The 26,379-nt window shown below is 72.2% G+C and carries 21 protein-coding genes; 19 read left to right on the top strand and 2 right to left on the bottom strand.

Annotated features, from left to right (window positions below; genetic code table 11):
• Positions 1 to 9 precede the first annotated feature (9 nt).
• The 12 genes from ACQEVJ_RS30200 to ACQEVJ_RS30145 all read left to right on the top strand — a co-directional run bounded on the left by ACQEVJ_RS30200 (position 10) and on the right by ACQEVJ_RS30145 (position 9,907).
• Positions 10 to 435: a DUF2752 domain-containing protein gene (locus tag ACQEVJ_RS30200; protein WP_433106865.1), complete on the top strand. Its 426-nt coding sequence runs from the start codon at positions 10 to 12 to the stop codon at positions 433 to 435.
• Between the two features lie 144 nt (positions 436 to 579).
• Complete coding sequence (trpC, locus tag ACQEVJ_RS30195) at positions 580 to 1,404, top strand: indole-3-glycerol phosphate synthase TrpC (protein ID WP_433106863.1); 825 nt, start codon at positions 580 to 582, stop codon at positions 1,402 to 1,404.
• 50 nt (positions 1,405 to 1,454) lie between these two features.
• A complete protein-coding gene (trpB, locus tag ACQEVJ_RS30190; protein ID WP_433113047.1) occupies positions 1,455 to 2,675 on the top strand; it encodes a tryptophan synthase subunit beta in 1,221 nt (406 codons plus the stop codon).
• A gap of 22 nt (positions 2,676 to 2,697) precedes the next feature.
• A complete protein-coding gene (gene trpA / locus ACQEVJ_RS30185) occupies positions 2,698 to 3,492 on the top strand; it encodes a tryptophan synthase subunit alpha (RefSeq protein WP_433106861.1) in 795 nt (264 codons plus the stop codon).
• Positions 3,493 to 3,629: 137 nt separating this feature from the next.
• A complete protein-coding gene (locus ACQEVJ_RS30180; protein WP_433106859.1) occupies positions 3,630 to 4,199 on the top strand; it encodes a DoxX family protein in 570 nt (189 codons plus the stop codon).
• A gap of 50 nt (positions 4,200 to 4,249) precedes the next feature.
• Positions 4,250 to 4,996, top strand: coding sequence for a DsbA family protein (locus tag ACQEVJ_RS30175; protein WP_433106857.1), 747 nt, complete (start codon positions 4,250 to 4,252; stop codon positions 4,994 to 4,996).
• A 210-nt stretch (positions 4,997 to 5,206) separates the two neighbouring features.
• Positions 5,207 to 5,368 carry an alpha helical protein gene (locus ACQEVJ_RS30170; RefSeq protein WP_030509970.1) on the top strand — a complete coding sequence of 54 codons (162 nt, stop codon included), beginning with the start codon at positions 5,207 to 5,209 and terminating at the stop codon, positions 5,366 to 5,368.
• Positions 5,369 to 5,408: 40 nt separating this feature from the next.
• Positions 5,409 to 6,104 carry a hypothetical protein gene (locus tag ACQEVJ_RS30165; protein ID WP_433106855.1) on the top strand — a complete coding sequence of 232 codons (696 nt, stop codon included), beginning with the start codon at positions 5,409 to 5,411 and terminating at the stop codon, positions 6,102 to 6,104.
• A 70-nt stretch (positions 6,105 to 6,174) separates the two neighbouring features.
• The gene (locus ACQEVJ_RS30160) at positions 6,175 to 7,131 is read left to right on the top strand and encodes an ADP-ribosylglycohydrolase family protein (protein ID WP_433106853.1); all 957 of its coding nucleotides are present in this window, start codon (positions 6,175 to 6,177) and stop codon (positions 7,129 to 7,131) included.
• A 90-nt stretch (positions 7,132 to 7,221) separates the two neighbouring features.
• Positions 7,222 to 8,265, top strand: coding sequence for a prolipoprotein diacylglyceryl transferase (gene lgt, locus ACQEVJ_RS30155; RefSeq protein WP_433106851.1), 1,044 nt, complete (start codon positions 7,222 to 7,224; stop codon positions 8,263 to 8,265).
• Positions 8,262 to 8,981, top strand: coding sequence for a VIT1/CCC1 transporter family protein (locus tag ACQEVJ_RS30150; RefSeq protein WP_433106849.1), 720 nt, complete (start codon positions 8,262 to 8,264; stop codon positions 8,979 to 8,981). Before lgt ends, ACQEVJ_RS30150 begins: the two co-directional genes overlap by 4 nt.
• Positions 8,978 to 9,907 (top strand): hypothetical protein, encoded by a 930-nt coding sequence (locus ACQEVJ_RS30145; protein ID WP_433106847.1) that lies wholly within the window; start codon positions 8,978 to 8,980, stop codon positions 9,905 to 9,907. The genes ACQEVJ_RS30150 and ACQEVJ_RS30145 overlap by 4 nt, the downstream gene beginning before the upstream one ends.
• An 85-nt stretch (positions 9,908 to 9,992) precedes the next feature.
• Here the strand turns inward: ACQEVJ_RS30145 and ACQEVJ_RS30140 are convergent, their stop codons facing one another.
• Entirely contained in the window at positions 9,993 to 11,549 is a 1,557-nt protein-coding gene (locus ACQEVJ_RS30140) for a bis-aminopropyl spermidine synthase family protein (protein ID WP_433106845.1), read from the bottom strand.
• Positions 11,550 to 11,707: 158 nt separating this feature from the next.
• On the opposite strand from ACQEVJ_RS30140, the gene gltB reads away from it, so the two are divergent.
• From gltB to ACQEVJ_RS30120, 4 genes are all read left to right on the top strand, one after another.
• Positions 11,708 to 16,249, top strand: coding sequence for a glutamate synthase large subunit (gene gltB, locus ACQEVJ_RS30135; protein WP_433106843.1), 4,542 nt, complete (start codon positions 11,708 to 11,710; stop codon positions 16,247 to 16,249).
• A 67-nt stretch (positions 16,250 to 16,316) separates the two neighbouring features.
• Positions 16,317 to 17,801 (top strand): glutamate synthase subunit beta, encoded by a 1,485-nt coding sequence (locus ACQEVJ_RS30130; RefSeq protein ID WP_433106841.1) that lies wholly within the window; start codon positions 16,317 to 16,319, stop codon positions 17,799 to 17,801.
• Positions 17,802 to 17,992: 191 nt separating this feature from the next.
• Positions 17,993 to 19,636 (top strand): S8 family peptidase, encoded by a 1,644-nt coding sequence (locus tag ACQEVJ_RS30125; RefSeq protein ID WP_433106839.1) that lies wholly within the window; start codon positions 17,993 to 17,995, stop codon positions 19,634 to 19,636.
• A gap of 144 nt (positions 19,637 to 19,780) precedes the next feature.
• Positions 19,781 to 20,197, top strand: coding sequence for a DUF2784 domain-containing protein (locus tag ACQEVJ_RS30120; protein WP_433106837.1), 417 nt, complete (start codon positions 19,781 to 19,783; stop codon positions 20,195 to 20,197).
• Here the strand turns inward: ACQEVJ_RS30120 and ACQEVJ_RS30115 are convergent.
• On the bottom strand, positions 20,118 to 20,816 hold the full coding sequence (locus ACQEVJ_RS30115) for a hypothetical protein (RefSeq protein WP_433106835.1): 699 nt from the start codon (positions 20,814 to 20,816) through the stop codon (positions 20,118 to 20,120). The genes ACQEVJ_RS30120 and ACQEVJ_RS30115 overlap by 80 nt on opposite strands.
• Positions 20,817 to 21,079: 263 nt before the next feature.
• On the opposite strand from ACQEVJ_RS30115, the gene pyk reads away from it, so the two are divergent.
• From pyk to ACQEVJ_RS30100, 3 genes are all read left to right on the top strand, one after another.
• Positions 21,080 to 22,513: a pyruvate kinase gene (gene pyk, locus ACQEVJ_RS30110; protein WP_433106833.1), complete on the top strand. Its 1,434-nt coding sequence runs from the start codon at positions 21,080 to 21,082 to the stop codon at positions 22,511 to 22,513.
• A 147-nt stretch (positions 22,514 to 22,660) separates the two neighbouring features.
• The gene (locus tag ACQEVJ_RS30105; RefSeq protein ID WP_433106831.1) at positions 22,661 to 24,442 is read left to right on the top strand and encodes an ABC transporter ATP-binding protein; all 1,782 of its coding nucleotides are present in this window, start codon (positions 22,661 to 22,663) and stop codon (positions 24,440 to 24,442) included.
• Entirely contained in the window at positions 24,439 to 26,343 is a 1,905-nt protein-coding gene (locus ACQEVJ_RS30100; protein WP_433106829.1) for an ABC transporter ATP-binding protein, read from the top strand. The genes ACQEVJ_RS30105 and ACQEVJ_RS30100 overlap by 4 nt, the downstream gene beginning before the upstream one ends.
• Positions 26,344 to 26,379 lie beyond the last annotated feature (36 nt).

Here is a 26,379-nt window from a genome sequence, read left to right as displayed (position 1 = left end):
CTGACCCGTATGGACGTGACCGGACGGCGCGCGCGGGACCGGGTGTGGTCGCTGCGCGCGCCGTTCGGCGCCGCGGCCGTTCTGGCCGCGGCGGTGACGTACCTGGCGGTGGTCGACCCGCACGAGCCGGGTCATTACCCCGTCTGCCCGTTCTATTACCTGACCGGCCTGTACTGCCCCGGGTGCGGCGCGCTGCGCGCCGTGCACGACCTCGCCCACGCCGACCTCGCCGGGGCGGCGCGGATGAACCTGCTCTTTGTCTTCTGCGTCCCTGTCGTAATCACCTTGTGGGCCCGTTGGGCGTTACGATCATGGCAGGGACGGCCCGTGCGCCTAGACATCGCGCGCCCCGCGTACCTCTGGGGACTCCTCGCCGTCGCGGCCGTCTTCTGGGTGGTGCGTAATACGCCTTTCGGGCAATTCCTCGCACCGTGAATCGACCCGGTGGCGGATCGACGCGAGACGGGCCGATACCATCGCAGGGCAGGACACGCAGAGCAGCCGACCGGAGGGACCCTTACGCGTGAGCGAGCGGACAGGCAAATCGCGCGAGCTCCGAGCCGAAGGCGAGGAGGACGCGTGAGTGTTCTTGAGGACATCATCCTGGGCGTGCGGGAGGACCTCGAGGAGCGGCAGCGCAACGTGCCGATCGAGGAGCTCAAGCGGCTCGCCGCCCGCGCTTCCGAGCCCCGGGACGCCTACGCCGCGCTCGGCGGCGACCGGGTGTCGGTCATCGCGGAGGTGAAGCGGTCGAGCCCCTCGAAGGGCGCGCTCGCCGCCATCGCCGACCCCGCCGCCCTCGCGGCGGACTACGAGGAGGGCGGCGCCCACGTCATCAGCGTGCTGACGGAGCGGCGCAGGTTCGGCGGGACGCTCGACGACCTCGCGGCCGTGCGCGCGACCGTGGACATCCCCGTCCTGCGCAAGGACTTCATCGTCACCTCCTACCAGCTGTGGGAGGCCAGGGCGCACGGCGCGGACCTCGCCCTGCTCATCGTGGCGGCCCTCGACCAGCCGGCGCTCGTCTCGCTGATCGAGCGGGCCGAGTCGATCGGGCTCGCCCCGCTCGTCGAGGTGCACACCGAGGAGGAGCTGGGCCGCGCGGTCGAGGCCGGCGCGAAGATCATCGGTGTCAACGCCCGCGACCTCAAGACGCTCGAGGTGGACCGCGAGGTGTTCGCCAAGCTCGCGCCCAAGGTGCCGGACGGCGTCATCAAGATCGCCGAGTCCGGGGTGCGCGGCCCGCACGACCTGCTCGCGTACGCGCGGGCGGGCGCGGACGCCGTGCTGGTGGGCGAGAGCCTGGTCACCGGCAGGGACCCCAAGGCGGCGGTCAACGACCTGGTGACCGCGGGCGCCCACCCTGCCTCGCGGCAGGACAGCGGCTCCGAGAGGCACTCGTGAACGACAGCGCTGCAGAGGGAGGCCGCGTGACCCCGACGGAAGGGACCATCATCACCCCCGCCGATCTGGCCGGCAACGGGGTCCGCGGCGACGACCCGGACGTCCACGGCAAGTTCGGCAGGTTCGGCGGCAGGTATGTGCCGGAGGCGCTCATCCCGGCCCTCGACGAGGTCGCCGCGGAGTACGAGAAGGCCAAGACCGACCTGGACTTCCTGCGCGAGTTCGACCACCTGCTGCGCACGTACGCCGGCCGTCCCACGACGCTGACCGAGGTGCCGCGCTTCGCCGAGCACGCGGGCGGCGCGCGGATCCTGCTCAAGCGCGAGGACCTCACCCACACCGGCGCCCACAAGATCAACAACGTGCTCGGCCAGGCCCTGCTGACCAAGCGGCTCGGCAAGCGGCGCGTCATCGCGGAGACCGGCGCGGGTCAGCACGGCGTCGCCACCGCCACCGCCGCGGCGCTGATGGGCCTGGAGTGCGTCATCTACATGGGCGCCGTCGACTGCGAGCGCCAGGCGCTCAACGTCGCCAGGATGAAGCTCCTCGGCGCGACGGTCGTGCCGGTGACCAACGGCAGCCAGACCCTCAAGGACGCCATCAACGAGGCGTTCCGCGACTGGGTCACCAACGTCGACCACACCCACTACCTGTTCGGCACGGTCGCCGGGCCGCACCCGTTCCCCGAGATCGTCAGGGACTTCGCCCGGATCATCGGGGTCGAGGCGCGCCGCCAGGTGCTGGAGCTCACCGGCGAGCTGCCGGACGCGGTCTGCGCCGCCGTCGGCGGCGGGTCGAACGCCATCGGCGTCTTCCACGCCTTCATCGAGGACGAGGGCGTCCGGCTGTACGGCTACGAGGCCGGCGGCCGGGGCGTGGAGACCGGCGAGCACGCGCTGACCCTGACCGAGGGCAGCGTCGGCGTGCTGCACGGCGCCCGCACCTACGTCCTGCAGGACGAGGAGGGCCAGACGATCGAGTCGCACTCGATCTCGGCCGGTCTCGACTACCCCGGCGTCGGCCCCGAGCACGCGTGGCTCAAGGACACCGGCCGGGCCACCTATGAGGGCGTGACCGACGAGGAGGCCATGGAGGCCTTCGCCCTGCTCGCCCGCACCGAGGGCATCATCCCGGCCATTGAGTCCTCGCACGCGCTCGCGGGCGCGCTGCGGCTGGGCCGCGAGCTCGGCCCCGGTGCCGTCATCCTGGTGAACCTGTCGGGCCGCGGTGACAAGGACATGGGCACCGCCATGAAGTACTTCAACCTCTGATCAGCATCGATAGGGCATCCCGATGACGACACTCCAAGCGGTGTTCGACAAGGCCCGCGCCGAGGACAGGGCCGCGCTGGTCGGCTACCTGCCGGCGGGCTTCCCGACCAAGGACGGCGCGGTCGCCGCGGCGACCGCGATGGTCGAGGCCGGCTGCGACGTGATCGAGATCGGCCTGCCGTACTCCGATCCGCTCATGGACGGCCCGACCATCCAGGACGCGGTGCACCGGTCGCTGACCAACGGCACCCGCATCGCCGACGTGATGCGCACCGTCGAGGGTGTGGCGAAGTCGGGGGCCGCGACGCTGGTCATGACGTACTGGAACCCGATCGACCGCTACGGCGCCGAGCGCTTCGCGCGCGACCTCGCCTCGGCGGGCGGCGTCGGGACCATCACGCCGGACCTGACGCCCGAGGAGTCCGAGCCCTGGCTCGCCGCGAGCAAGGAGGCCGGCATCGACACGGTCTTCCTCGTCGCGCCCAGCTCGCCGGACGAGCGCATCGCCCGGGTCGCCGCCTGCTGCACGGGCTTCGTGTACGCGGCCTCGCTGATGGGCGTGACCGGTGCCAGAGAGAGCGTAGGCTCGGCGGCGGAGGGCCTGGTCAAGCGGACCAAGGCGAACACGTCGCTGCCCGTCTGCGTCGGGCTCGGCGTCGGGAACGGCGCCCAGGCAGCCGAGGTCGCGGCGTACGCCGACGGCGTCATCGTCGGGTCCGCCTTCATCCGGCGCCTGCTCGACGCGCCGGACGAGAAGTCTGGTCTTGCGGCGGTACGCGAGCTCGCGTCCGAACTCGCCCGGGGCGTCCGGCGCTGAGCCGCCCCGGGGTTTCCTTCCTGCACATGCGCCGCGACCAGCCGAGATAAGACGGCTTACCATGCTCTTATCCAGCACATGGTGAGGTTGGGTCCCGGTACTGTTCAGTCGGTGTTGCCTACCGGGCGAGGAGACTCATGGTTCAGTTGGCATCCGGCGCCTCGGTGTCCGAACGGTTACAGCCCGCGAAACCCGTACTCTCCTGGGTCACGACCGCCGCACGGGTCGTGCTCGCCGGCGTACTGATCGTCGCCGGGGCGCTCAAGATCGGAGCGCCCGCGTTGTCGGTGCAGGCGGTGCGGGCCTATCAGCTCCTGCCTGACTCCGTCGCGCAGGTCGTGGGATACGGCCTGCCCGTCCTGGAGATCATCGCGGGCCTGTTGCTGCTCGTCGGCCTGTTCACGCGGGCGGTGGCGGCCGTCGGCGGGGTGCTGATGGTGGCGTTCGTCATCGGCATCGCGTCGGCCTGGGCCAGGGGGCTGCGCATCGACTGCGGCTGCTTCGGCGGCGACGGCACGCTCGCCACGGGACAGGACCCCAACTACTTCTGGGAGCTGATGCGCGACCTCGGGCTGCTGGTCTGCGCGGCGTGGATCGTGGCCAGGCCGGCGAGCCGCCTGTCGCTGGACTCCGCGCTGGGCTTCACGGGGGAGCGGGAAACGGCGGACGAGGACGACTCGGACGGCGGCGAGGACGACGGTGCGTGACCGCGGACGACCGCGGACGTCACCGTGAGGAAAGCCAGGGGGGAAGGTTCGTGAGCAAGCGGACGAGCGAGGCGGCCAGGGCCCGGATCGCGGCCCAGCGGGAGGCCTTGCGCAAGCAGGATCAGCGCAAGCGCATCACGATGATCGTCACCATCGCGGTGATCGTCGTGATCGCCGCCGCCTTCACGGTGTGGTCGGTGCGGCAGGGAACCGCGGAGGAGGCCTCCGGGGGCGTCGCTCCCGTCACCGTGGAGAAGGACGGGACGGTCGTGATGGCCAAGTCCGGCGTGACCAAGCCCGTGGTCGACGTGTACGAGGACTTCCAGTGCCCGGCGTGCAAGCAGTTCGAGGAGACCAGCGGCTCCACGCTGAAGAACCTCGCCTCCGAGGGCAAGGCCAAGGTCGTGTACCACCCGATCACGATCTTCACGCAGGAGCCGACCAAGGGGAACTCGCTGCGCGCGGCCTCCGCGGCCCGCTGCATCACCGACGGCCGGCAGTGGCTGGCGTTCCACGACGAGCTCTACAAGAACCAGCCGAGTGAGACCGTGACCGGCTTCACCGTCGACGAGCTGATCAAGTGGGGCAAGCAGGCCGGCGTCACCGCCGAAGACTTCGACAACTGCGTACGGCAGCAGCGCAACGTCGCCGCGCACCAGCAGTTCTCCGAGCAGACCATGAGCACGCAGAAGCTGACCGGCACGCCGACCATCAAGCTCGACGGCAAGGAGCTCGAGACCAACGTCGCCTTCGTGCCGAGCTCGCTGCGTGACGCGGTGGAGAGCGCCGGCAAGTGACCTCCCGCAGGGACGGCCCCCCACGCGGGCCGTCCCGCGGCCCGGCCGCCGCCAAGAATCGGGCAAGGACCGCGTGGTTCTCCCGCGACGGGGGTATCGAGCGCGATGTCACAAGCTCCGCACAGGGCGGGGGAGAGGCCGGTCCGACCGGAGTCCCGCCCGCGCCTGCCACGAGCGAATCCGCCGCGATGAGCTGAGCGAGGGGGCGCCGTGCCGGCCCACACCGGTGAGAAGGCCCGCAAGACCGGCGTTTTCCACTGCGCCGTGTGCGGGGAGAAGGTGTCGGTCCACGAGGGCGACACGATCCCGAAGTGCCCGAACGGCCACACCGAGTTCGACAGCCGCACCCAAGAGCCGGACAACCGGTCGTGACGGTACGGCGAGGCCGCAGCGGAGTGGTGCCGCCGGGCCGATGAGCGGGCGCGACCTCCCCGGCGAGCAGGCCGGCGGACAGGCCGGTGTCGCCCGTGTCGTCCTGCGGCCCATGGGAAGCCCGCTGCCGCTGGGGTTCCTCGGTCTCGCCCTGGCCACGACCGCCTTCGCCGCGATGGAGCTCGGCTGGGTGCCCGCCGCGCAGGGGCGCGCCGTCGCCCTGGCCGCACTGCTGTTCACCGCGCCGCTGCAGTTCCTCGTCTCGGTCCTCGGCTTCCTCGCCCGCGATCCGGCCGCCGGAACCGCGATGGGCGTCCTTTCCGGCACGTGGGCGGTGATCGGCGGCGTCACGCTCACCTCCGCGCCCGGCTCGACGAGCGCGGCGCTCGGCGTCGTCCTGCTCACGGCCGCCGCGTCGATGCTCGTCCCGGCCCTCGCGGGCCTGCCCAAGCTGGTGGCCGCCGCCGTGATGGCGATGTCCGCCACGAGGTTCGCGATCACCGGCGTCTACGAGCTCACCGCGTCCGCGGGGTGGAGGACCACGTCGGGCGTCGCCGGTCTGGTGCTCGCGGTCGTCGCCTACTACGCCGCCCTGGCGTTCGAACTGGAGGACGCGCACGGGCGCGCGCTCCTCCCCGTGGCCCGCCGGGGCCGGGCCCGTACGGCGGTCCGGGGCGACCTGCACGACCAGACGAAGGGGCTGGCGCGCGAGGCGGGCGTGCGCGAGCAGCTCTGACGCTCCACGAACCGCCGGGACGGCCGCGTACGCCGGGTTTCGCCTCCGGAGCCGTGGTTAGCATGCCCGCATGCCGTACGACGACCGGTCTCCCCTCACCGAACCCGCGGGCGCCGCGAGGCGGATCCACGGGGCGATGATCGCATTCGCGGCGGGCGACGCGCTCGGCGTGCCCTGGGAGGGACGCCCGCCGGAGAGCGTCGACGCGGCCGGGGTCGTCCGGCTGCCGGCTCCGGACCGGGGGTGGCCGCGCGGTTCGACCTCCGACGACACCGCGCAGATGGTGCTGGTCGCCCGGTGCCTGGCCGACACGGACGGACGGCCCGCCTCCATGGACTTCCTGGCCCGTCTGGCCGACGCGGCGCCTGGGGTGCGCGGCCTCGGTCCGACGACTCGGCGGGCCCTCGCGCACTTTCACGCCACGGGGGAGCTCCCGGCGCCCTCGGCCGGCGACCTGCCCACCAACGGCGCGGCGATGCGCATCGCCCCGGTCGGCTGGGCCGTGCCGCCCCATCGGCAGGAGCGCCGCCGGAGCCTGTGCGAGGCGCTGTCCGCCGCGACGCACCGCGCGCCGGCGGCCGTGGCGGCGGCCTGCGTGATCGCGGCCATGGCGTCGTACGCGGTGGAGGGCGCGGGCGCGGCCGATCTGCTGGACGCTGCGGCGGCCGAGGCCCGCTGGGCGGGTGCGCACTACGCGCCGATGGACGCCGTGGCGGACGCCGCCCGAGGCCGGTGGTCGCCCCCGCCCGAGGGCGTCTCCCTGGACGCCGTGGAGACGGCCGCCGCGGTGGTCCACGTGATCCGCGAGGCTCAGGACCTGGTCGCGGCGCTCCCGTACGCCGTGTCGCTCGGCGGGGACACCGACACGGTCGCGGCGCTCGTCGGCGGCGTCCTCGGCGCCCGGGACCCCGAGGGGGTCGCCGCTCTCGGCTGGCTGGAGCTGGTGGATCTCGGCGAATACCCGGGCCTGGGGGACCTCGCCGCGCGCCTGGCCGCCCTCCGCGAGACGCCGGACGCCGGGCTCTGATCGGGTGCGGCGGATGGTCGGCGCAGGTCGCGGGACGGATGCCCGCGCCTCGCTCCGGACCCGTCCACTCTTGCGGTAACGTCACGTTACATGCCCCTCCTCGCCTCGATTCCCAGCCCGTCACAGGGGGTCTGGAATCTCGGACCGATCCCGATCCGCGCGTACGCGCTGTGCATCGTGCTCGGCGTCATCGTCGCGGTCTGGATCGGCGAACGCCGCTGGCGCGCCCGTGGCGGCGCCCCGGGGACGATCACCGACCTCGCGGTCTGGGCGGTGCCGTTCGGCCTCGTCGGCGGACGCCTCTATCACGTCATCACCGACTGGCAGATCTACTTCGGCTCGGAAGCGCCCAAGCGGCCGATCGACGCCCTGTTCATCTGGGAGGGCGGCCTCGGCATCTGGGGCGCGATCGCCCTCGGCGCGCTCGGCGTCTGGATCGCCTGCCGCCGGCGCGGCATCTCCTTCACCGCCGTCGCCGACACCCTCGCCCCCGGCGTCGCCGTGGCGCAGGCCATCGGCCGGTGGGGCAACTACTTCAACCAGGAACTGTTCGGCGGCCCCACCGACCTGCCGTGGGGCCTGGAGATCGAGCCGGGCCGCCCGGGCACCGTCCCCGGCGCGACCACCTACCACCCGACGTTCCTGTACGAGTCGCTGTGGGACCTCGCGCTCGCCGTCGTGCTGATCCTGGCCGCCCGCCGGTTCAGCCTGCGGCACGGCCGGGTGTTCGCACTGTACGTCGCGGGTTACACGCTCGGCCGGTTCTGGATCGAGGGGCTGCGGGTGGACCCCGCCCACCACGTCCTCGGCCTGCGGCTGAACCAGTGGACCTCGATCGTCATCTTCCTGTGCGCGCTGGCGTACCTGTGGCTCGCCCGCAACCGTACGGGCGAGGAGCCGCTGGGCGCGCAGATCGGCGACAACGGCGGAGACCACGCCGACCCCGCCCACGGGCGGGACCAGGCCGACGAGCCGGAACTCCTGCGTGACGACGAACGGGACGAGGAAGCCCGAGGCGAGGCCGAGGACCCGCCATCGCCGGGCGGCGCGGGCTCAGGCAAGGAGACGGCGGCCGCGGGAGCGGGCGCCGCGAGCGACGGCACCGCGGCGGAACCGGAGGCCGGCCAGCGATGACCAAGGCCACGACGGGGGCGCGGGCCGAGATCCACCATGAGCACAGGGACGTCAACGGCGGCTGGTTACGCCCCGCCGTCTTCGGTGCGATGGACGGACTGGTCTCCAACTTCGCGCTGATCGCGGGCGTCGCCGGCGGCACAGCGGAGACCAGGATCGTCGCCCTCGCCGGCATCGCCGGCCTGGCCGCCGGAGCGTTCTCCATGGCGGGCGGTGAGTACGTGTCGGTCGCCAGCCAGCGTGAGCTCGCCCAGGCGGAGATCGACGTCGAGCGCCGGGAGCTGGAGCGGCACCCCGAGGCCGAGGAGGCCGAGCTCGCCCGGATGTACGAGCAGCGGGGCGTGGACCCGGAGACCGCCAGGGAGGTCGCCCGGCAGATCTCCCGGAACCCGGAGGAGGCCCTGGCGGTCCACACGCGGGCCGAGCTGGGCGTGGACCCCGGCGACCTGCCCTCGCCCGTGCTGGCCGCCGTGTCGTCGTTCCTGTCGTTCAGCCTCGGCGCGCTGGTCCCGCTCCTGCCCTACCTGCTGGGCGTGCGGGGGCTGTGGGTCTCCGCCGCGGTGTCGATGGCGGCGCTGTTCGTCGCGGGCGCCGTGGTCTCCCGGGTGACGGCCCGCAGCTGGTGGTTCAGCGGCCTGCGCCAGCTCGTGGTGGGGGCCGTGGCGGCGGCGCTGACCTGGGGCCTGGGCTCGCTGATTGGAACCGGCGGTCTATGACCAAGCGCAAGCGCCGGTCGTCCGCGCAGGCCGAGGGGCGGACCGGGGCCGCCCTCGCCGAGCTGGGGCTGGACGACCGGCAGCAGCGTGTGTTCGTGTGGTCGGTCACCGCTGTGGGGGTGCTGGCGATCGCCCTGGTGCTGACGCTGGTGGTCAACGCGATCGGCGGCGGGCAGTCGCCGCCGGCGCAGGCGTCGGGCGACGTGTCCGGGGAGGGCCTGCCCGCGTCCTTCCAGTCCTGGCCGTCGCTGAAGGAACTGGCCCCGATCGCCGGCAGGAAGGCCGACACCGCGCCGCTGACCGTCCAGGAGGTGTTCGGCACGCGGACGCTCACGGCCGGGAAGGTCACGCTGCGCAGGCTGGCCACCCGCCTTGACCAGGCCTGCGCGGGCGCCGTGTGGGGGGCCGACCTCGCCGACGCCCTGGCCGAGGCCGGATGCGGCCAGGCCGTCCGCGGCCTGTACGCCACCGCCGACGGGGTGTACGTCGCGCAGTACACCCTGTTCAACCTCGCGGACGTCGCGGCGGCCGAGTCGCTGGCGAAGTCGCTGGCGTCGCTCTACCGGGGCGCCTGGGTGCAGCCGCTCGAGTCGCCGCGGGCGAAGTTCGGCGCCTACAGCGAGGGAAACGCCTACGTCCTGGGGCACTACCTCGGGGTGGCATGGATCGGCCGGGCCGACGGCGCGGAACCGGGGGAGAAGGACGACTTCATCATGCTCGGCCTGGCCGTGCGGGAGACCGAGAAGGCGGTCTTCCGGCGCGTGGTCAAGGTGGCCGGGGTGCCGTCGGACCCCGCGCAACCGCCGGGCCCGGCCGACACCGCCCAGCCCTCCGAGGAGCCTCCCTCCGATCCCGGCGCCTCTCCTGCGGTGTCCGCGCCCGGCGCGAGCACGTCCGCGCAGCCGTCCGTCCCCGCCGCGCGGTAGATCCGGCGCGGTAGATCCGGCGCGGCAGACCAGCGCGGCAGACCGGTGCGATAGATCCGGCGCGACAGACCCGGGCCGGTCCTCGTCAGGCCGTGGTGGGAGCGCCGATCCGCGCCCTCATCTGGGCGAGGCGGTGGAGGGGGAGTTCCAGCGGGGTGGCGTCGAGGGCCCACGGCGCGGCCTCCTCGACGGCCGCCCTGGCCTGCCGCTTGGTGAGCCCGGCCGTCTCGGTCAACGCCTCGCGCCAGGCGTTGGCGACCTTCCCGTGGGCGCTGTCCAAGATCCTGTGCACCGCCCGGTCCTGGCCGCTGTCCGGCGGCGCGAGCCGTACGGCGTCGAGGACGTGGCCCTCGGCGGCCAGGCGATAGACGGGAGCCAGCAGCGCGGCCAGCGCGGGCAGGTCCGCCACCGTGTCCACCACAGGGCCCGCGGTGAGCACGCGCACGTGCCGGGCGCGCGTCGCGAGCAGCAGGCGGGGCAGCGCCGCCTCCAGCCCGGCCGGCACGGCGATCGCCACCCGCTCGGGATCGGCGGCGTACGGCTTGGCCAGCAGGGTGGCGAGCCGGGTGCGCGGCACCTGCGGCAGCAGGCCGCGCGGCCAGTCGCCGGCGAGCAGGTCCGGCCCGAACGCGGTCACGGCCGCCTCGTCCGGCGGCGCCGCCGGAGCGGACTCGACGGCCTGGGGGCCCTGCGTGTAGATGGCCGTGGCGAGGCGGTCGAGCCGGGCGGCGATCGCCGGCCACGTCTTCGTGGTGGGGCGCAGCACGTACAGGTCCGCCGCGCTGCCGATCGCCTCCGCCCCGTGATACCGGTTGAAGTGCGGAAATATCGCCTCGTTCAGCAGGTTGAGGTCGAAGAGGGCCTTCTGCACCTTCAGCGCGAGCATCGGGGTGCGCTCCGAGGCACCGTACGCCACGAGGATCCGTCCCTGGTCGCGGTCGCGCAGTCCCTCGGCGGCGCGGGCGGCGAACAGCCCGATCCCCTCGGGTGTGTACGGCGGGTCGGTGATCGCGAGGTCGGCCCAGCCGCGCAGCGACGGCGGCAGGCCGAGGCGCAGGTCGGCCCAGCGGGTGCGCACCCCCAGGTCCTGGGCGTCGATGTACTCCAGGATGCGGTCGTCGATGTCGGCCACGGCGACCTCGACCTCGGGGTGGATCATCCGCACGGCCAGCGAGGTCAGGTCGTGGTCGCCGACGCACAACAGGCGGGCGCCGGGCAGCCAGAACCGCCGCCCCAGCAGGAGGGCGCGGCGGAGCACGGTCTCGGCGGTCGCGGAGACGTGGTCGAGCGCGTGCCGTCCCCGGGGGGCCCCGGCGATCAGCGTCTCCAGATGTTCGAGCGTCTCGGCGTGCGCCGCGACCATTCCGGCGACCGGATTCCCAAGACCGGAAATATCCGTATCAATCCCGACGTTGTAGCGGTTGACCTGATCAATAGGAATACGGACCCGGTCGCCGCTGTGCTCAAGGGGGAGCACCCGCAGCAGCGACTCCATCGTCCGCCGCGACGTCGCGGTCTCCCTGACCAGGTCGGACAAGGTCCACCAGCGGCCTCCGGACAGGAGCGCCAGCGCTCCGCGCAGGCGCAGGCCGTCCACGCCGGCTTCCGCCAGCAGTTCGTCGATCGCCTCATGACCACCCATGCGCAAACCATATCCACGGCGCTGACCTGTGAAGGTTCGCGAAGCGGACCTGGGGGGCACTATTCCGGCAGCGTGTTGTAATCTCTAAGGACCACAACCGCAGCAGGGCCAGCGTCGTCCCTCTGTTCCACGCAGACGTTGACGACGGGAGTGACTACATGCCTGCTGCCCGCCTTGGCCTTCCCGGAGGTCTCCCCGAGCCCCAGGGACTCTACGACCCCGGATTCGAGCACGACGCCTGTGGCGTAGCCATGGTGGCCGATGTCGCTGGCCGCCGCAGCTACGACATCGTCGCCAAGGCACTGACCGCGCTCCGCAACCTCGACCACCGGGGTGCCAGCGGCAGCGAGCCGGACACCGGCGACGGCGCGGGCATCCTCACCCAGATCCCCGACGCGTTCTTCCGCGCCGTCGTGGCCGATTTGGGATGGCACAGCCCGCTGCCGCCCGAGGGCGCGTACGCCGCGGGCGCCGCGTTCCTGCCGTTGGACGAGCAGGCCAGGCGGACCGCGATCGGCCTCATCGAGCAGATCGCCGCCGAGGAGGGCGTGACGATCCTCGGCTGGCGCGACCTGCCGGTCGACCGCGACCTGCCCGGCGCCACCGCTCGGGCGGTCATGCCGCACTTCGCGCAGCTGTTCGTGACCTCGCCCGGCGGCGAGACCGGCGTCGACCTCGACCGGATCGTGTTCGCCTTCCGCAAGCGGGCCGAGCACGAGGCGGACGTCTACTTCTCCTCGCTGTCCTCGCGGACCATCGTCTACAAGGGCATGCTGACCTCGCTGCAGGTCGAGCCGTTCTTCGCCGACCTGTCCGACGAGCGCTACCTCAGCGCCATCGCGCTGGTCCACTCGCGCTTCTCGACCAACACCTTCCCCTCCTGGCCGCTGGCCCACCCGTACCGGTACGTCGCGCACAACGGCGAGATCAACACCGTGCGCGGCAACCGCAACTGGATGCGCGCCCGCGAGGCCATGCTCGCGACCGGCCTCATCCAGGGCGACCTGCGGCGGCTGTTCCCGATCTGCGACCCCGACGGCTCCGACACCGCCTCGTTCGACGAGACGCTGGAGCTGCTGCACCTCGGCGGCCGGTCGCTGCCGCACGCCGTGCTGATGATGATCCCGGAGGCGTGGGAGAACCACACCGAGATGGACCCGGCCCGCCGGGCCTTCTACGAGTTCCACTCCACCCTCATGGAGGCGTGGGACGGCCCCGCGTCCATCACCTTCTCCGACGGCACGCTGGTCGGCGCGGTCCTCGACCGCAACGGCCTGCGCCCGGGCCGGTTCTGGGTCACCGACGACGGCCTGGTCGTGCTCGCCTCCGAGGCGGGGGTGCTGTCCGACATCCCGCAGGAGAAGGTCGTCCGCAAGGGCCGCCTGCAGCCGGGCCGCATGTTCCTGGTGGACACCCCGCGCGGCCGGATCATCGAGGACGACGAGATCAAGGCCGAGCTCGCCGCCGCCGAGCCGTACGGCGAGTGGCTGCACGCGGGCCTGGTCCGCTTCGAGGAGCTGCCCGAGCGCGAGCACGAGCACCCCACCCACGAGGCGCTGGTCAAGCGGCAGCAGACCTTCGGCTACACCCAGGAGGAGCTGCGGGTCATCCTCACGCCGATGGCCAAGAACGGCGCCGAGCCGATCGGCTCGATGGGCACCGACACCCCGGTGGCGGTGCTGAGCGAGAAGCCGAGGCTGCTGTTCGACTACTTCAGCCAGCTGTTCGCGCAGGTCACCAACCCGCCGCTGGACGCCATCCGCGAGGAGCTCGTCACCTCGCTTCAGTCGACGATCGGCCCCGAGGGCAACCTGCTCGACCCCGGCCCGGCGTCGTGCCGCCGGCTCGTGCTGCCCTACCCGGTGATCGACAACGACGAGCTCGCCAAGATCATCCACATCAACGACGAGGGCGCGCTGCCCGGCTTCCAGCCGTACGTCGTGTCCGGCCTGTTCGACGCGGCCGGCGGCGGCGATGCGCTGGTGCGGCGGCTGGAGGAGATCCGCCAGGAGGTCTCCCGGGCCATCGAGGACGGCGCGCGGATCATCGTGCTGTCCGACCGCGGGTCCTCCCGCGAGAAGGCGCCGATCCCGTCGCTGCTGCTCACCGGCGCGGTGCACCACCACCTCATCCGGGAGAAGTCCCGCACCCGGGTCGGGCTCGTGATCGAGACCGGCGAGGCCCGCGAGTGCCACCACATGGCCCTGCTCGTCGGCTACGGCGCCAGCGCGATCAACCCCTACCTCGCCCTGGAGACGGTCGAGGACATGATCGCCACGGGTCAGTTCGACCTGGACCCGCGCAAGGCGGTGCGCAACCTGATCAAGGCGTACGGCAAGGGCGTGCTGAAGGTCATGTCCAAGATGGGCGTGTCCACGGTCGCCTCCTACACCGGCGCGCAGATCTTCGAGGCCCTCGGCCTCGGCGCCGAGGTCATCGACCGGTGCTTCACCGGCACCACCTCCCGCCTCGGCGGCGTCGGTTTCGACGTGCTGGCCACGGAGGCGCTGGAGCGGCACGCGCGGGCCTACCCCCGCGCGGAGAACCCGCACCGGCGGCTGGAGGTCGGCGGCGAGTACCAGTGGCGCCGCGAGGGCGAGCCGCACCTGTTCAACCCGACCACCGTCTTCAAGCTGCAGCACTCCACCCGCACCCGGCGGTACGAGATCTTCAAGGAGTACACGTCCCTGGTGGACGGGCAGTCCGAGAAGCTCATGACGCTGCGCGGCCTGTTCAAGCTGCGTCCCGGCGGCGCGCCCGTGCCGATCGAGGAGGTCGAGCCGGTCGAGTCGATCGTCAAGCGGTTCTCCACCGGCGCCATGTCGTACGGCTCCATCTCGATGGAGGCGCATGAGACGCTGGCCATCGCGATGAACCGGCTCGGCGCCAAGTCGAACACCGGTGAGGGCGGCGAGGACCCCGAGCGGCTGCACGACCCCGAGCGGCGCAGCGCGATCAAGCAGGTGGCCTCCGGCCGCTTCGGCGTGACCAGCGAATACCTGGTCAACGCCGACGACCTGCAGATCAAGATGGCGCAGGGCGCCAAGCCCGGCGAGGGCGGCCAGCTGCCCGGCCACAAGGTGTACCCGTGGATCGCCAAGACCCGGCACTCCACGCCCGGCGTCGGCCTGATCTCGCCGCCGCCGCACCACGACATCTACTCGATCGAGGACCTGGCCCAGCTCATCCACGACCTGAAGAACTCCAACCCGCGCGCCCGCGTCCACGTGAAGCTGGTGGCCGAGGTCGGGGTCGGGACCGTGGCGGCGGGCGTCAGCAAGGCCCACGCCGACGTCGTGCTGATCTCCGGCCACGACGGCGGCACCGGCGCATCCCCGCTGACCTCGGTCAAGCACGCGGGCGCGCCCTGGGAGCTCGGCCTGGCCGAGACGCAGCAGACACTGCTGCTCAACGGCCTGCGCGACCGCATCGTCGTCCAGGCCGACGGCCAGCTCAAGACCGGCCGCGACGTGATCATCGCGGCGCTGCTCGGCGCCGAGGAGTACGGCTTCGCCACCGCTCCGCTGGTCGTCTCCGGCTGCGTCATGATGCGGGTCTGCCACCTCGACACCTGCCCGGTGGGCGTGGCCACGCAGAACCCCGAGCTGCGCAAGCGGTTCACCGGCAAGCCCGAGTTCGTGGTGAACTTCTTCGAGTTCATCGCCCAGGAGGTGCGCGAGCACCTCGCCGAGCTCGGCTACCGCTCGCTCGACGAGGTCGTCGGGCGGGCCGACCTGCTCGACACCACCCAGGCGGTCGAGCACTGGAAGGCCTCCGGCCTCGACCTGTCGCCGATCCTGCACCAGCCGGAGCTGCCCGAGGGCACCCCGCGCCGCAAGGTCGTCGAGCAGGACCACGGGCTCGACAGGGCGCTGGACAACACGCTGATCCAGCTCGCCGAGGGCGCGCTGAACTTCGGCGACCCGGTGACGCTGGAGCTGCCCATCCGCAACGTCAACCGTACCGTCGGCACGATGCTCGGCCACGAGGTGACCAAGCGGTACGGCGGGGCCGGCCTGCCGGACAACACGATCGACGTGTCGTTCACCGGCTCCGCGGGCAACTCGTTCGGCGCGTTCGTGCCGCGCGGCGTCACGCTGCGGCTGACCGGCGACGCCAACGACTACCTCGGCAAGGGCCTGTCGGGTGGCCGCATCGTCGTCCGCCCGCACCCCGACGCGCCGTTCGAGGCCGAGACGCAGGTCATCTCCGGCAACGTCGGCCTCTACGGTGCGACGTCCGGCGAGGTCTTCGTCCGCGGCGTCGTGGGCGAGCGGTTCTGCGTGCGCAACTCCGGCGCGACCGCCGTCGTGGAGGGCGTGGGCGACCACGGCTGCGAGTACATGACCGGCGGCCGGGCCGTCGTCCTCGGGCCGACCGGCCGCAACTTCGCCGCCGGCATGTCGGGCGGCGTCGCGTACGTGCTCGACCTGCGGCCCGAGCGGGTCAACCGCGAGATGGTCGAGCTGGAGACGCTGGACGACGACGACGCCGAGTTCCTGCGGGAGATCGTCGAGAAGCACTTCGCGGAGACCGGGTCGACGGTGGCCAAGGCGCTGCTCGCCGACTGGGACGCCGCGCTCGGCCGGTTCGGGAAGATCATGCCGACCGACTACAAGCGGGTCCTGCGGGCGCGGGCCGCCGCCGAGGCCGAGGGCCGCGACATCGACGAGGCGGTCATGACCGCCGCCCACGGGTGACGCCGATGCGAATCATCGCGACCGTCTCCATGACCGTTTCCACGCAGCGATAAGGGGGGTATCACCGTTGGCTGACCCGAAGGGGTTCCTGACGCACGGGCGCGAGCTGCCGGCGCGCCGCCCGGTCGATGTTCGCATCCGCGACTGGCGCGAGGTCTACGAGGACTTCCCCCGGCCCGCGCTCACCAAGCAGGCGGCCCGCTGCATGGACTGCGGCATCCCGTTCTGCCACAACGGCTGCCCGCTCGGGAACCTCATCCCCGAGTGGAACGACCTCGTCTACCGCGACGACTGGCGCGATGCGATCGAGCGGCTGCACGCGACCAACAACTTCCCGGAGTTCACCGGCCGCCTGTGCCCGGCGCCGTGCGAGTCGGCGTGCGTCCTCGGCATCAACTCCGACCCGGTCGCGATCAAGCGGGTCGAGGTCGAGATCGTCGACCGCGCCTTCGCCGAGGGCTGGGTCACGCCGCAGCCGCCCGCCGCCAAGACGGGCAGGAAGGTCGCGGTCGTCGGCTCGGGCCCGGCCGGCCTCGCCGCCGCGCAGCAGCTCACCCGCGCCGGGCACGACGTGGTCGTGTTCGAGCGGGCCGACCGGACCGGCGGGCTGCTCCGCTACGGCATCCCCGAGTTCAAGATGGAGAAGCGGCACGTCGACCGCCGCATCGCCCAGATGGAGGCCGAGGGCACCGAGTTCCGCACCGGCGTCAACGTCGGCGTGGACGTCACCGTGGCCCGGCTGCGGGAGGAGTTCGACGCCGTCGTCCTGGCGGGCGGCGCCACGGCCTGGCGCGACCTGCCGGTGCCCGGCCGCGAGCTCAAGGGCGTCTACCAGGCGATGGAGTACCTCCCGCCCGCCAACAAGGCCCAGGAGGGCGACTACGCCGAGTCGCCGATCTCGGCCGAGGGCAAGCACGTCGTCGTGATCGGCGGCGGCGACACCGGCGCCGACTGCATCGGCACGGCGATCCGGCAGGGCGCCCTGTCGGTCACCCAGCTGGAGATCATGCCGAGGCCGCCGGCGAGCCGTCCGGGCAGCCAGCCGTGGCCGACGTACCCGATGCTGTTCAAGATGGAGAGCGCGCACGAGGAGTTGGAGGCCGGGGCGGGCGACCGCGTGTACGCGGTGTCCACCTCCGAGTTCGCCGGCGACGACGAGGGCAACGTGCGGGCGCTGCGCCTGGTCGAGGTCGAGGGCCCGGCGGCGGGGTTCAAGCCGATCCCCGGCACCGAGCGGGAGATCCCGGCCGAGCTGGTGACGCTCGCCATGGGCTTCCTCGGCCCCGAGAAGGGCCCGCTGCTGAACGACCTCGCGGCGCTGTCCGGCGACCCGGAGTCGTTCTTCGACGCCCGGGGCAACGTGGCCAGGAACGCGTCGTACGAGACGTCGGTCGAGGGCGTGTTCGCGGCGGGCGACATGGGCCGCGGCCAGTCGCTGATCGTCTGGGCGATCGCCGAGGGCCGGTCGGCGGCGGCGGCGGTGGACCGCTACCTGAGCGGGCGGACCGTCCTGCCCGTTCCCATCCCGCCGACAGCGCGGCCACTCGTTTGACGCGCATAGGGTGAATTCACGCCGCGCCGTGGTCCCAGGGGACCGGACCACGGCTGGCGCGCTTTATGGGGATAAATCGGGAATATCCCCAGTTCGGAGCTGGGTTGCGGGCATGCCCGGCTGCCGGGAGGATGCTGAGGCTCGAACCGAGGGGCTCCGCAGCAGAGGAGGCCCGCAATCGAGGAGGATCGTTGTACACACGGGGGCGGCTCGCCGGGGCCATCATGTCCATCACGCTGCTCGGCGGGCTGGGGGCCGCGGCCCTGCCGGAGGCGGCGACCGCGTCCGAGCCCGCGCGGAACTACCTGGTCTTCTACACCGACGGCGGCGGGGCCGCCGCGCAGCGGGCGGCCGAGGCGGCCGGAGGAACGATCCAGGGGCGGGACGACAAGCTCGGCTACCTCGTCGTGCGCACGTCCGACCCCGAGAAGATCGGCGCCGACCCCTCCGTGGCCGGCGTCACGCTCGACCGTCCCATCGGCAAGACCGCGGACGCGCCCGTCCCCGCCGGGGCACCTGTCCCCGCCGGCACGCGGAGCGCGGAGCACGCCCGGCGGGCGCCGGGCGGCGACCCGCTCTCGGACCGCCAGTGGGACATGAAGATGATCGGCGCCACCCCCACCGGGTCGTACGCCAAGGCCCGGGGCAGCCACAAGGTGCTCGTGGGCGTCATCGACACCGGCATCGACGGCAAGCACCCCGACATCGCGCCCAACTTCAACCGGGAGCTCAGCCGCAACTTCGTCATCGACGAGCCCACCGACGAGAACGGCAAGAAGCTCGACGGGCCCTGCGAGTACAAGGGCTGCAAGGACCCGGCCGACGTCGACGACGACGGCCACGGCACCCACGTCGCGAGCACGATCGGCTCGCCGATCAACGGCCTCGGCATCAGCGGGGTCGCCCCCGACGTGTCGCTGGTCAACCTCCGCGCCGGCACCGACTCGGGCTTCTTCTTCCTCAAGCCCACGATGGACGCCCTGGAATACGCCGCCGACGTCGGCGTCGACGTGGTCAACATGAGCTTCTACGTCGACCCCTGGACGTTCAACTGCGCGAACAACCCGAGCGACACGCCGAAGGAGCGCCTGGAGCAGCGGGGGATCCTGGAGGGCATGCGCCGCGCGGTCAAGTACGCCCGCGCGCACGGCGTCACACTCGTCTCCGCGATCGGGAACGAGGCTCTCGACCTCGGCAAGGTGAAGACCGACACCTCCAGCCCGGACTTCCCCAAGGGCGCGGAGAAGAAGCGGTCCGTCGACAACACCTGCCTCAGCGTCCCGGCCGAGCTCGACGGCGTCATCTCGGTGTCGGCGGTCGGCCCCAGCGGGCGTAAGGCGCCGTACTCCGACTATGGGGTCGAGCAGACCGACGTCGCCGCGCCGGGCGGCGACATGTTCGACGGCGGCACCGGGATCAAGGGCGCGAGCCGGGAGATCCTGGCCGCCGCCCCCGAGAACGTCCTGCGCGCCAAGGGCCTCATCGACGCCGCGGGCAAGCCGAAGACGTCCTCGGTGATCCGCGATTGCCATGACGGCAAGTGCGCCTACTACCAGTACATGGAGGGCACCTCCATGGCCGCGCCGCACGTCACCGGGGTGGCGGCGCTGATCATCGGCCGGTTCGGCAAGCCGGGCAAGGGCGGGCTCCAGATGGACCCCGCGGAGGTGGAGCGCCTGCTGTACGCGACGGCCACCTCGAAGGGCTGCCCCGCGCCCCGGACCTACCGCTACGGCACGGGCGAGACCCAGGCCTGCGAGGGGCCCACGGCGAAGAACGGCTTCTTCGGCCACGGCCTCGTCGACGCCGCACGGGCCGCCACCGTCGCGCCCTGAGCTTGTCCTGGGGCTCGTCCTGGAGCTCGTTCTGGGGCTTGTCCTGGGGCTCGCCCTGATCTGACTGAGTACGCGCCTGAGTAGCCCGCCGGATGTCCGGCGGGCCACAGGCGGCCTACCCTCCTTCGCGGAGGTGGGCAGATCATGATCTACCGGCTCGTCTGGCAGGCCACGATGGTGGCGCATTTCCTCGTCATCGCCTACATCGCCCTGGGCGGCTTCCTCGCCTGGCGGCGGCCCCGGCTGATCTGGCCGCACCTCGCGCTGTGCGCCTGGGGGCTGGTGCAGCTCGCCGGGCTCGTGGAGTGCCCGCTGACCGCGCTGGAGAACTGGGGGCGGGCCAGGGCGGGGGAGCGCGGCCTGCTGCCCGGCGGCTTCATCGACACCTACATCGAGGGCGTGGTCTACCCGGAGGCGTACGTCTGGCACGTGCGGCTGGCGGTGATCGCCGTCGTGCTCGTCTCCTGGGCCGGTCTCGCGATCAGGATCCGCCGACGCCGCACACGTCCTGCGCGTACGACAGGAACGTCTGCTGCACCGGAGCCGGAGGCGTCGCGATGAGGTAGCGCTTCTCGCCGCCGCCCACCGTGCCGTAGACCGGGAACAGGTACGCCTTCTTGGCCTCGGCGAACGCGTGCCAGTCGCAGCGCATGGGGGTGACCTCCACCGGGATCTCCAGCCGCGTGGCGTCCGCCGCGAGCACCGCCACCGGCCGGCGCTTTCCGGAACGGGGGAGCATCGTGTAGTGCGTGGTGGCGCCGAGGTCGTCGATGGTGACCTGCTCCGATCCGCCCTTCCTGGTGACGACGAGGTTCCCGTGGAGGGTCCGGCCCACCCGGGTCCACGTGTCCCCGAACGTCACGTCCACCGACTGGCGCAGGATGTACGCCCCGCACTCCGCCTTCACCAGCCCGTCCAGCGTGGGATCGGGATGGCGGACCGGGAACTCCACCTTCTGCGACGGCCCGCCGCCGACCTGGATGTGCGCCACCACCGTGGCCGGGCGCACCGGCGGGATCTTCGCCGGGTCGCAGCGCGCCTCGCCGTACGGGATCCGCAGGTCCGTACGCGGCGTTTTGGCGAGGGTGGTGTCCAGACGGGTCGGCGGGAGCGTCGCGAACGAGCCGGTGACGAGCTGGACGTCCTGGAAGCGCACCGGCGTGTCGGTGTCGTTGCGCACGGACACCTCCAGTGCGTGAGACGCCTCGTCGCTGCGCCACTGGTTCAGTGATACCGAAACGCCCGTCGGCGGCGCGGCCGATTCGGTACCCTGGCCTCCGCACGCGGCCAGGGTGAACAGCGCCGTTATTACCCCCCAAGTCCGGGTACGTCCCATGGCTGCCAAGGCTAGGGCACGCGGTTGATCGCGTGAAGTGTCTGAACATTTGGCGACAGCTGTGTGCGCCGTCACTGCAAGTGGTCTGTACCAATTAGGGTAGTGCTGTGAGTCGTCGAGCAAAGATCGTCTGTACCCTCGGGCCCGCCACCTCCTCGCCGGAGCGCCTACGCGAGCTCATCAAAGCGGGCATGAACGTCGCCCGCTTCAACCTTTCGCACGGCAGTCACGAGTTCCACAAGGAGGTGTTGGACCGGGTCAGAGCCGCCGCCGACGAGCTGGGCTGCGCCGTGGGCGTCCTCGCCGACCTCCAGGGCCCCAAGATCCGCGTCGGACGCTTCGCCTCCGGCCCCGTACGGCTCGGCTTCGGTGACGTCTTCACGATCACGACCGAGGACGTCCCCGGCGACCGGGACATCGTCTCCACGACGTACGCGGGCCTGCCGGGCGACGTCAAGCCCGGCGACACGATCCTCGTGGACGACGGCCGGCTGAACCTCGAGGTGACCGCGGTCGAGGGGCCGCGCGTCGTCACCCGCGTGGTCATCGGGGGCATGATCTCCGACAGCAAGGGCCTCAACCTCCCCGGCGTCGCCGTCAGCGCCCCGGCGCTCACGACGAAGGACGAGGAGGACCTGCGCTGGGCGTTGCGCACCGGCTTCGACATGATCGCCCTGTCGTTCGTCCGGTCGCCGGACGACGCCGCGCTCGTCCACGCGATCATGGAGGAGGAGGGCGTCAGGCTCCCGCTCCTCGCCAAGATCGAGAAGCCGCAGGCCGTCGACTGCCTCGAGGAGATCGTGGACGCCTTCGACGGCGTGATGGTCGCCCGCGGCGACCTCGGCGTCGAGCTGCCGCTGGAGCAGGTGCCGATCGTCCAGCGCCGCATCATCGAGCTGTGCCGGGAGAAGGCCCACCCGGTCATCGTGGCCACCCAGATGCTCGACTCGATGATGAGCGCCCCCCGGCCCACCCGCGCCGAGGCGTCCGACGTCGCTTACGCGGTGATGGACGGCGCGGACGCGGTGATGCTGTCGGGCGAGACCTCGGTCGGCAACTACCCGATCGAGTCGGTCTCCACGATGGCCCGCATCGCGGTCGCCGCCGAGGGCACCACGCTGCAGGCCACCCACACGCTGGAGCGCCTGCCCGAGACGACTGGCGGCGCCATCGCCCGCGCCGCGGCCGAGGTCGGCGCCATCGTCGGGGCCAAGGCCCTGGTGGCGTTCACGATGTCGGGCGAGACCGCCCGGCGGCTGGCCCGCTACCGCTCGCCGATCCCGCTGCTGGCGTTCACCTCCAACCCGCAGGTGCGCGGCCAGCTCGCGCTGACCTGGGGTGTGGAGACGTTCGAGGTGCCGTTCGTGCACCACACCGACGACATGGTCCGCCAGGTTGAGGCCTCGCTGCTGTCGCTCGGTGTGTGCGAGAAGGGCGACAAGGTCGTCGTCGTGGCCGGCTCGCCGCCCGGCAACCACGGCTCCACCAACGCCCTGCGCGTCCACACGATCGGCTCGGCGGTCGCCCACCCGTCGACCTGACCCGGCGGCCGGGTCTCCCCGGGCCACGCGGCCTGGGGCACCCGGCGGTGGGAGAAAAGCGCTTGATGGCGCGGCGCCCTCCGACGGATCATGACAGGAGCGAGTCGTCCTGTCCTGTCAGACGCCGGAGGAGCGCTGCGCCCGTTGATGGACTCCCCACAGGCACCCGGGCCCGGTGTCGGCCGGTCGTCGTGGCGCTCGCTGTGGCGGTTGCGGTCCTACCTGCGGCCATACGGGCCCAGCCTGGTGGTGTCCTGGATCGCCGCGCTGCTCGGGATCGCCGCGGGCACGGTGATCCCGCTGGTGAGCAAGGAGATCATCGACGGCCCTGTGGCCCACGGTGACCTCGGCGGGCTGGTCCCGCTCGGGCTGCTTGCCCTCGGCCTCGGCGTCGCCGAGGCGGTCCTCACGTTCGTCCGCCGCTGGTCGCAGGCCGGACCGGTTCTGGGCCTCGAGACCGCGATCCGCGACGACCTCTACCGGCACCTCCAGCGGCTGCCGATGAGCTTCCACGACGGATGGCAGTCGGGCCAGTTGCTGTCCCGGGCGACGACCGACCTGTCGACGATCCGCAGGTTCCTCGGATTCGGCGTGCTGTTCCTGATCATGAACATCCTGCAGCTCACCGCGGTCACCGTGGTGCTCCTGCGGATGTACTGGCCGCTCGGCCTGCTCGTCGCCGTGTCCGCCGTCCCGGTCGTGGCCCTGTCGCTGCGGTTCGAGCGGCGCTACATCGTCATCTCCCGGCAGGTGCAGGACCAGCAGGGCGACCTCGCCACGCTGGTCGAGGAGTCGGCCGTGGGAATCCGCACGGTCAAGGCGTTCGGGCGGCGCGAGCACGTCTTCGCGAACTTCGCCGCCGCCGCCCGCGAGATCCGCCACACCTCGCTGGCGAAGGTGCGGCTGGCCTCCCGGTTCTTCACCTTCCTCGAAGTCGTGCCGAACGTCACGCTCGCCCTGGTCCTGCTGCTCGGCGCGATCGCGGTCGGCGCCGGCGCGCTGACGCTCGGCACCCTGGTCGCCTTCACCACGCTGGTCCTCCAGCTCGTCTGGCCGGTCGCCTCGCTCGGCTACATCCTCGCCATGGGCCAGGAGGCCATGACCTCGGCCGACCGGGTGGTCGAGGTGCTCGACACGGTCCCCGCGATCAGCGGCGGCCCGGCCGTCATCGAGCGCCCGCGTGGCCACGTACGCTTCGAGGGCGCCGGGTTCCGCTTCCCGGGCGCCGACCGGCCGGTGCTGCGCGACGTGTGGCTGGAGGTGCGCCCGGGGGAGACCATCGCCCTCGTAGGGGCCACCGGGTCGGGCAAGACGACGATGACCGCGCTCGTGCCCCGCCTGCTCGACGTCACCGCGGGCCGCGTCACCGTGGACGGGCGCGACGTGCGGGACCTGTCGCTGACCTCGCTGCGCTCGGTGGTCGCCACCGCGTTCGAGGAGCCCACGCTTTTCTCGATGAGCGTGCGCGAGAACGTGACGCTCGGCCACGGGCACGCCACCGAGGAGGAGATCAGGCAGGCACTGGAGATCGCGCAGGCGACGTTCGCCTACGACCTGCCGTGGGGGCTCGACACCCGCATCGGGGAGCAGGGGATGTCGCTGTCGGGCGGTCAGCGGCAGCGGCTCGCGCTGGCCAGGGCGGTCCTCGGCGGGCCGCGGGTGCTCGTCCTCGACGACACGCTGTCGGCGCTCGACGTGGAGACCGAGGCGCTGGTCGAGGAGGCGCTGCGGCGGGTGCTCGCCGAGGCGACCGGCATCGTCGTGGCGCACCGCGCCTCGACCGTGCTGCTCGCCGACCGGGTGGCGCTGCTGCGCGACGGCACCGTCACCCACGTCGGCCGCCACGGCGACCTGCTGTCGGCCGTGCCGGAGTATCGCGAACTGCTCGCCCAGGACGCCGACCTCGATCCCGAAGGTTCGATGCGATGAGCCAGGGGACCGCCGGCGAAGCGGGAGACACCGAGCGGGCCGCAGGCGAGGCGGGAGAGACAGCGCGGGCCGGAGGTGACGCGGGGGGCGCAGAAACGTGGCGTGGGGTCGCCGCCGAGGACCGCGACGAGATCTCCGAGCGCGTCTCCCTGCTGCTGCGCACGCGGTCGCGCCGCCTGCTCGGCGACCTGCTGCGCCCGCACCGCCGGGCGATCGCCGTGCTCACGGCGGTCATCGTGGTGTCCAACGCGGCCGGCCTGGCCCTGCCGTACCTGGTCAAGTCGGGTATCGACGACGGCCTCCCGCCCATGCTGCGCGGGCAGGGCGCGGGCACGCTGCTCGCGATCGTCGGCGCGGTGCTGGCCGCCGCGCTCACCCAGGCGCTCACCCGGCAGGCGTTCCTGCAGATGTCGGGCCGGATCGGCCAGGACATCCTGCTGGAGTTGCGCCGCCGGGTCTTCGACCACTTCCAGCGCCTGTCGCTGTCGTTCCACGAGAAGTACACCTCCGGGCGGGTCATCTCCCGGCTCACCTCCGACGTGGACGCCATCGCGGAACTGCTCGACTCCGGTTTCGACGGCCTGGTCACGGCCGTGCTCACCCTGTGCGGCACCGCGGTCATGCTGCTCGTGCTCGACGTGCGCCTCGGCCTGGTGGCGCTGCTGCCGCTGCCGGTCCTGCTGCTGTTCACCCGGTGGTTCCGCCGCCAGTCGAGCGTCGCCTACCGCCGTACGCGGGAGGCGGTCGCGCTGGTCATCGTCCACTTCGTGGAGTCGATGACCGGGATCCGCGCGGTGCAGGCGTTCCGGCGGGAGCCGCGCAACCAGGAGATCTTCGAGCGGCTCAACACGGACTACCGCGCCGCCAACACGCGGGGCATGCGCCTGGTCGCCGTGTTCATGCCCGGCATCAAGCTGATCGGCAACGTCACGGTCGCGGCCGTCCTGCTGTACGGCGGCCTGCTCGCGCTGCGCGGCACGGTCACGGTCGGCGTGCTCGCGGCGTTCCTGCTCTACCTGCGCCAGTTCTACGAGCCGATGCAGGAGATCAGCCAGTTCTACAACGCCCTGCAGTCGGCGGGGGCGGCGCTGGAGAAGCTGTCGGGCGTGCTGGAGGAGCGGCCCTCGGTGGCCGAGCCCCGCCGCCCGGTGCCGCTGCCGCGCTCCTCCGGGGCGTTGCGCTTCGAGGCCGTCCGGTTCGCCTACGCCGACGGCCCGCCGGTGCTGCCGCTGCTCGACCTGGAGATCCCCGCCGGGCAGACCATTGCCGTCGTCGGCACCACGGGCGCGGGCAAGACCACGCTGGCCAAGCTCATCGCCCGGTTCCACGACCCGGTCGCCGGGCGGGTGCTGCTCGACGGCGTGGACCTGCGCGACCTGGACGAGGACACCCTGCGCCGCCACGTGGTGATGGTCACCCAGGAGAACTACCTGTTCAGCGGGACGATCGCGGACAACGTGCGGTTCGGGCGGCCCGGCGCGCCGGATTCGGAGATCGAGCGGGCCGCCGAGGCCATCGGCGCCCACACGTTCGTCTCCGCGCTCCCCGACGGATACGAGACGCAGGCCGGCAAGCGCGGCGGCCGCATGTCGGCGGGGCAGCGGCAGCTCGTCGCGTTCGCCCGGGCGTTCCTCGCCGACCCCGCCGTGCTGATCCTGGACGAGGCCACCTCCAGCCTCGACGTGCCCAGCGAGCGCCTCGTGCAGCGGGCGCTGCGGACGATCCTCGCCGACAGGACCGCACTGATCATCGCCCACCGCCTGTCCACCGTGGAGATCGCCGACCGGGTGCTCGTCATGGAGCACGGCCGGATCGTGGAGGACGGCCCGCCGGATCGCTTGATCGCCGGCTCCGGCCGGTTCGCCCGCCTCCACCAGGCCTGGCTGGACAGCCTCGCCTGACCCCCAACTCTCCCCTCTGATATCCGCAGTGGGACT

Source organism: Microbispora sp. CA-102843, from assembly GCF_050936215.1.
Lineage (GTDB): Bacteria > Actinomycetota > Actinomycetes > Streptosporangiales > Streptosporangiaceae > Microbispora.
Note: the sequence above shows the minus strand (reverse complement) of the source record. Positions and strands in the feature narration are given on the sequence as shown.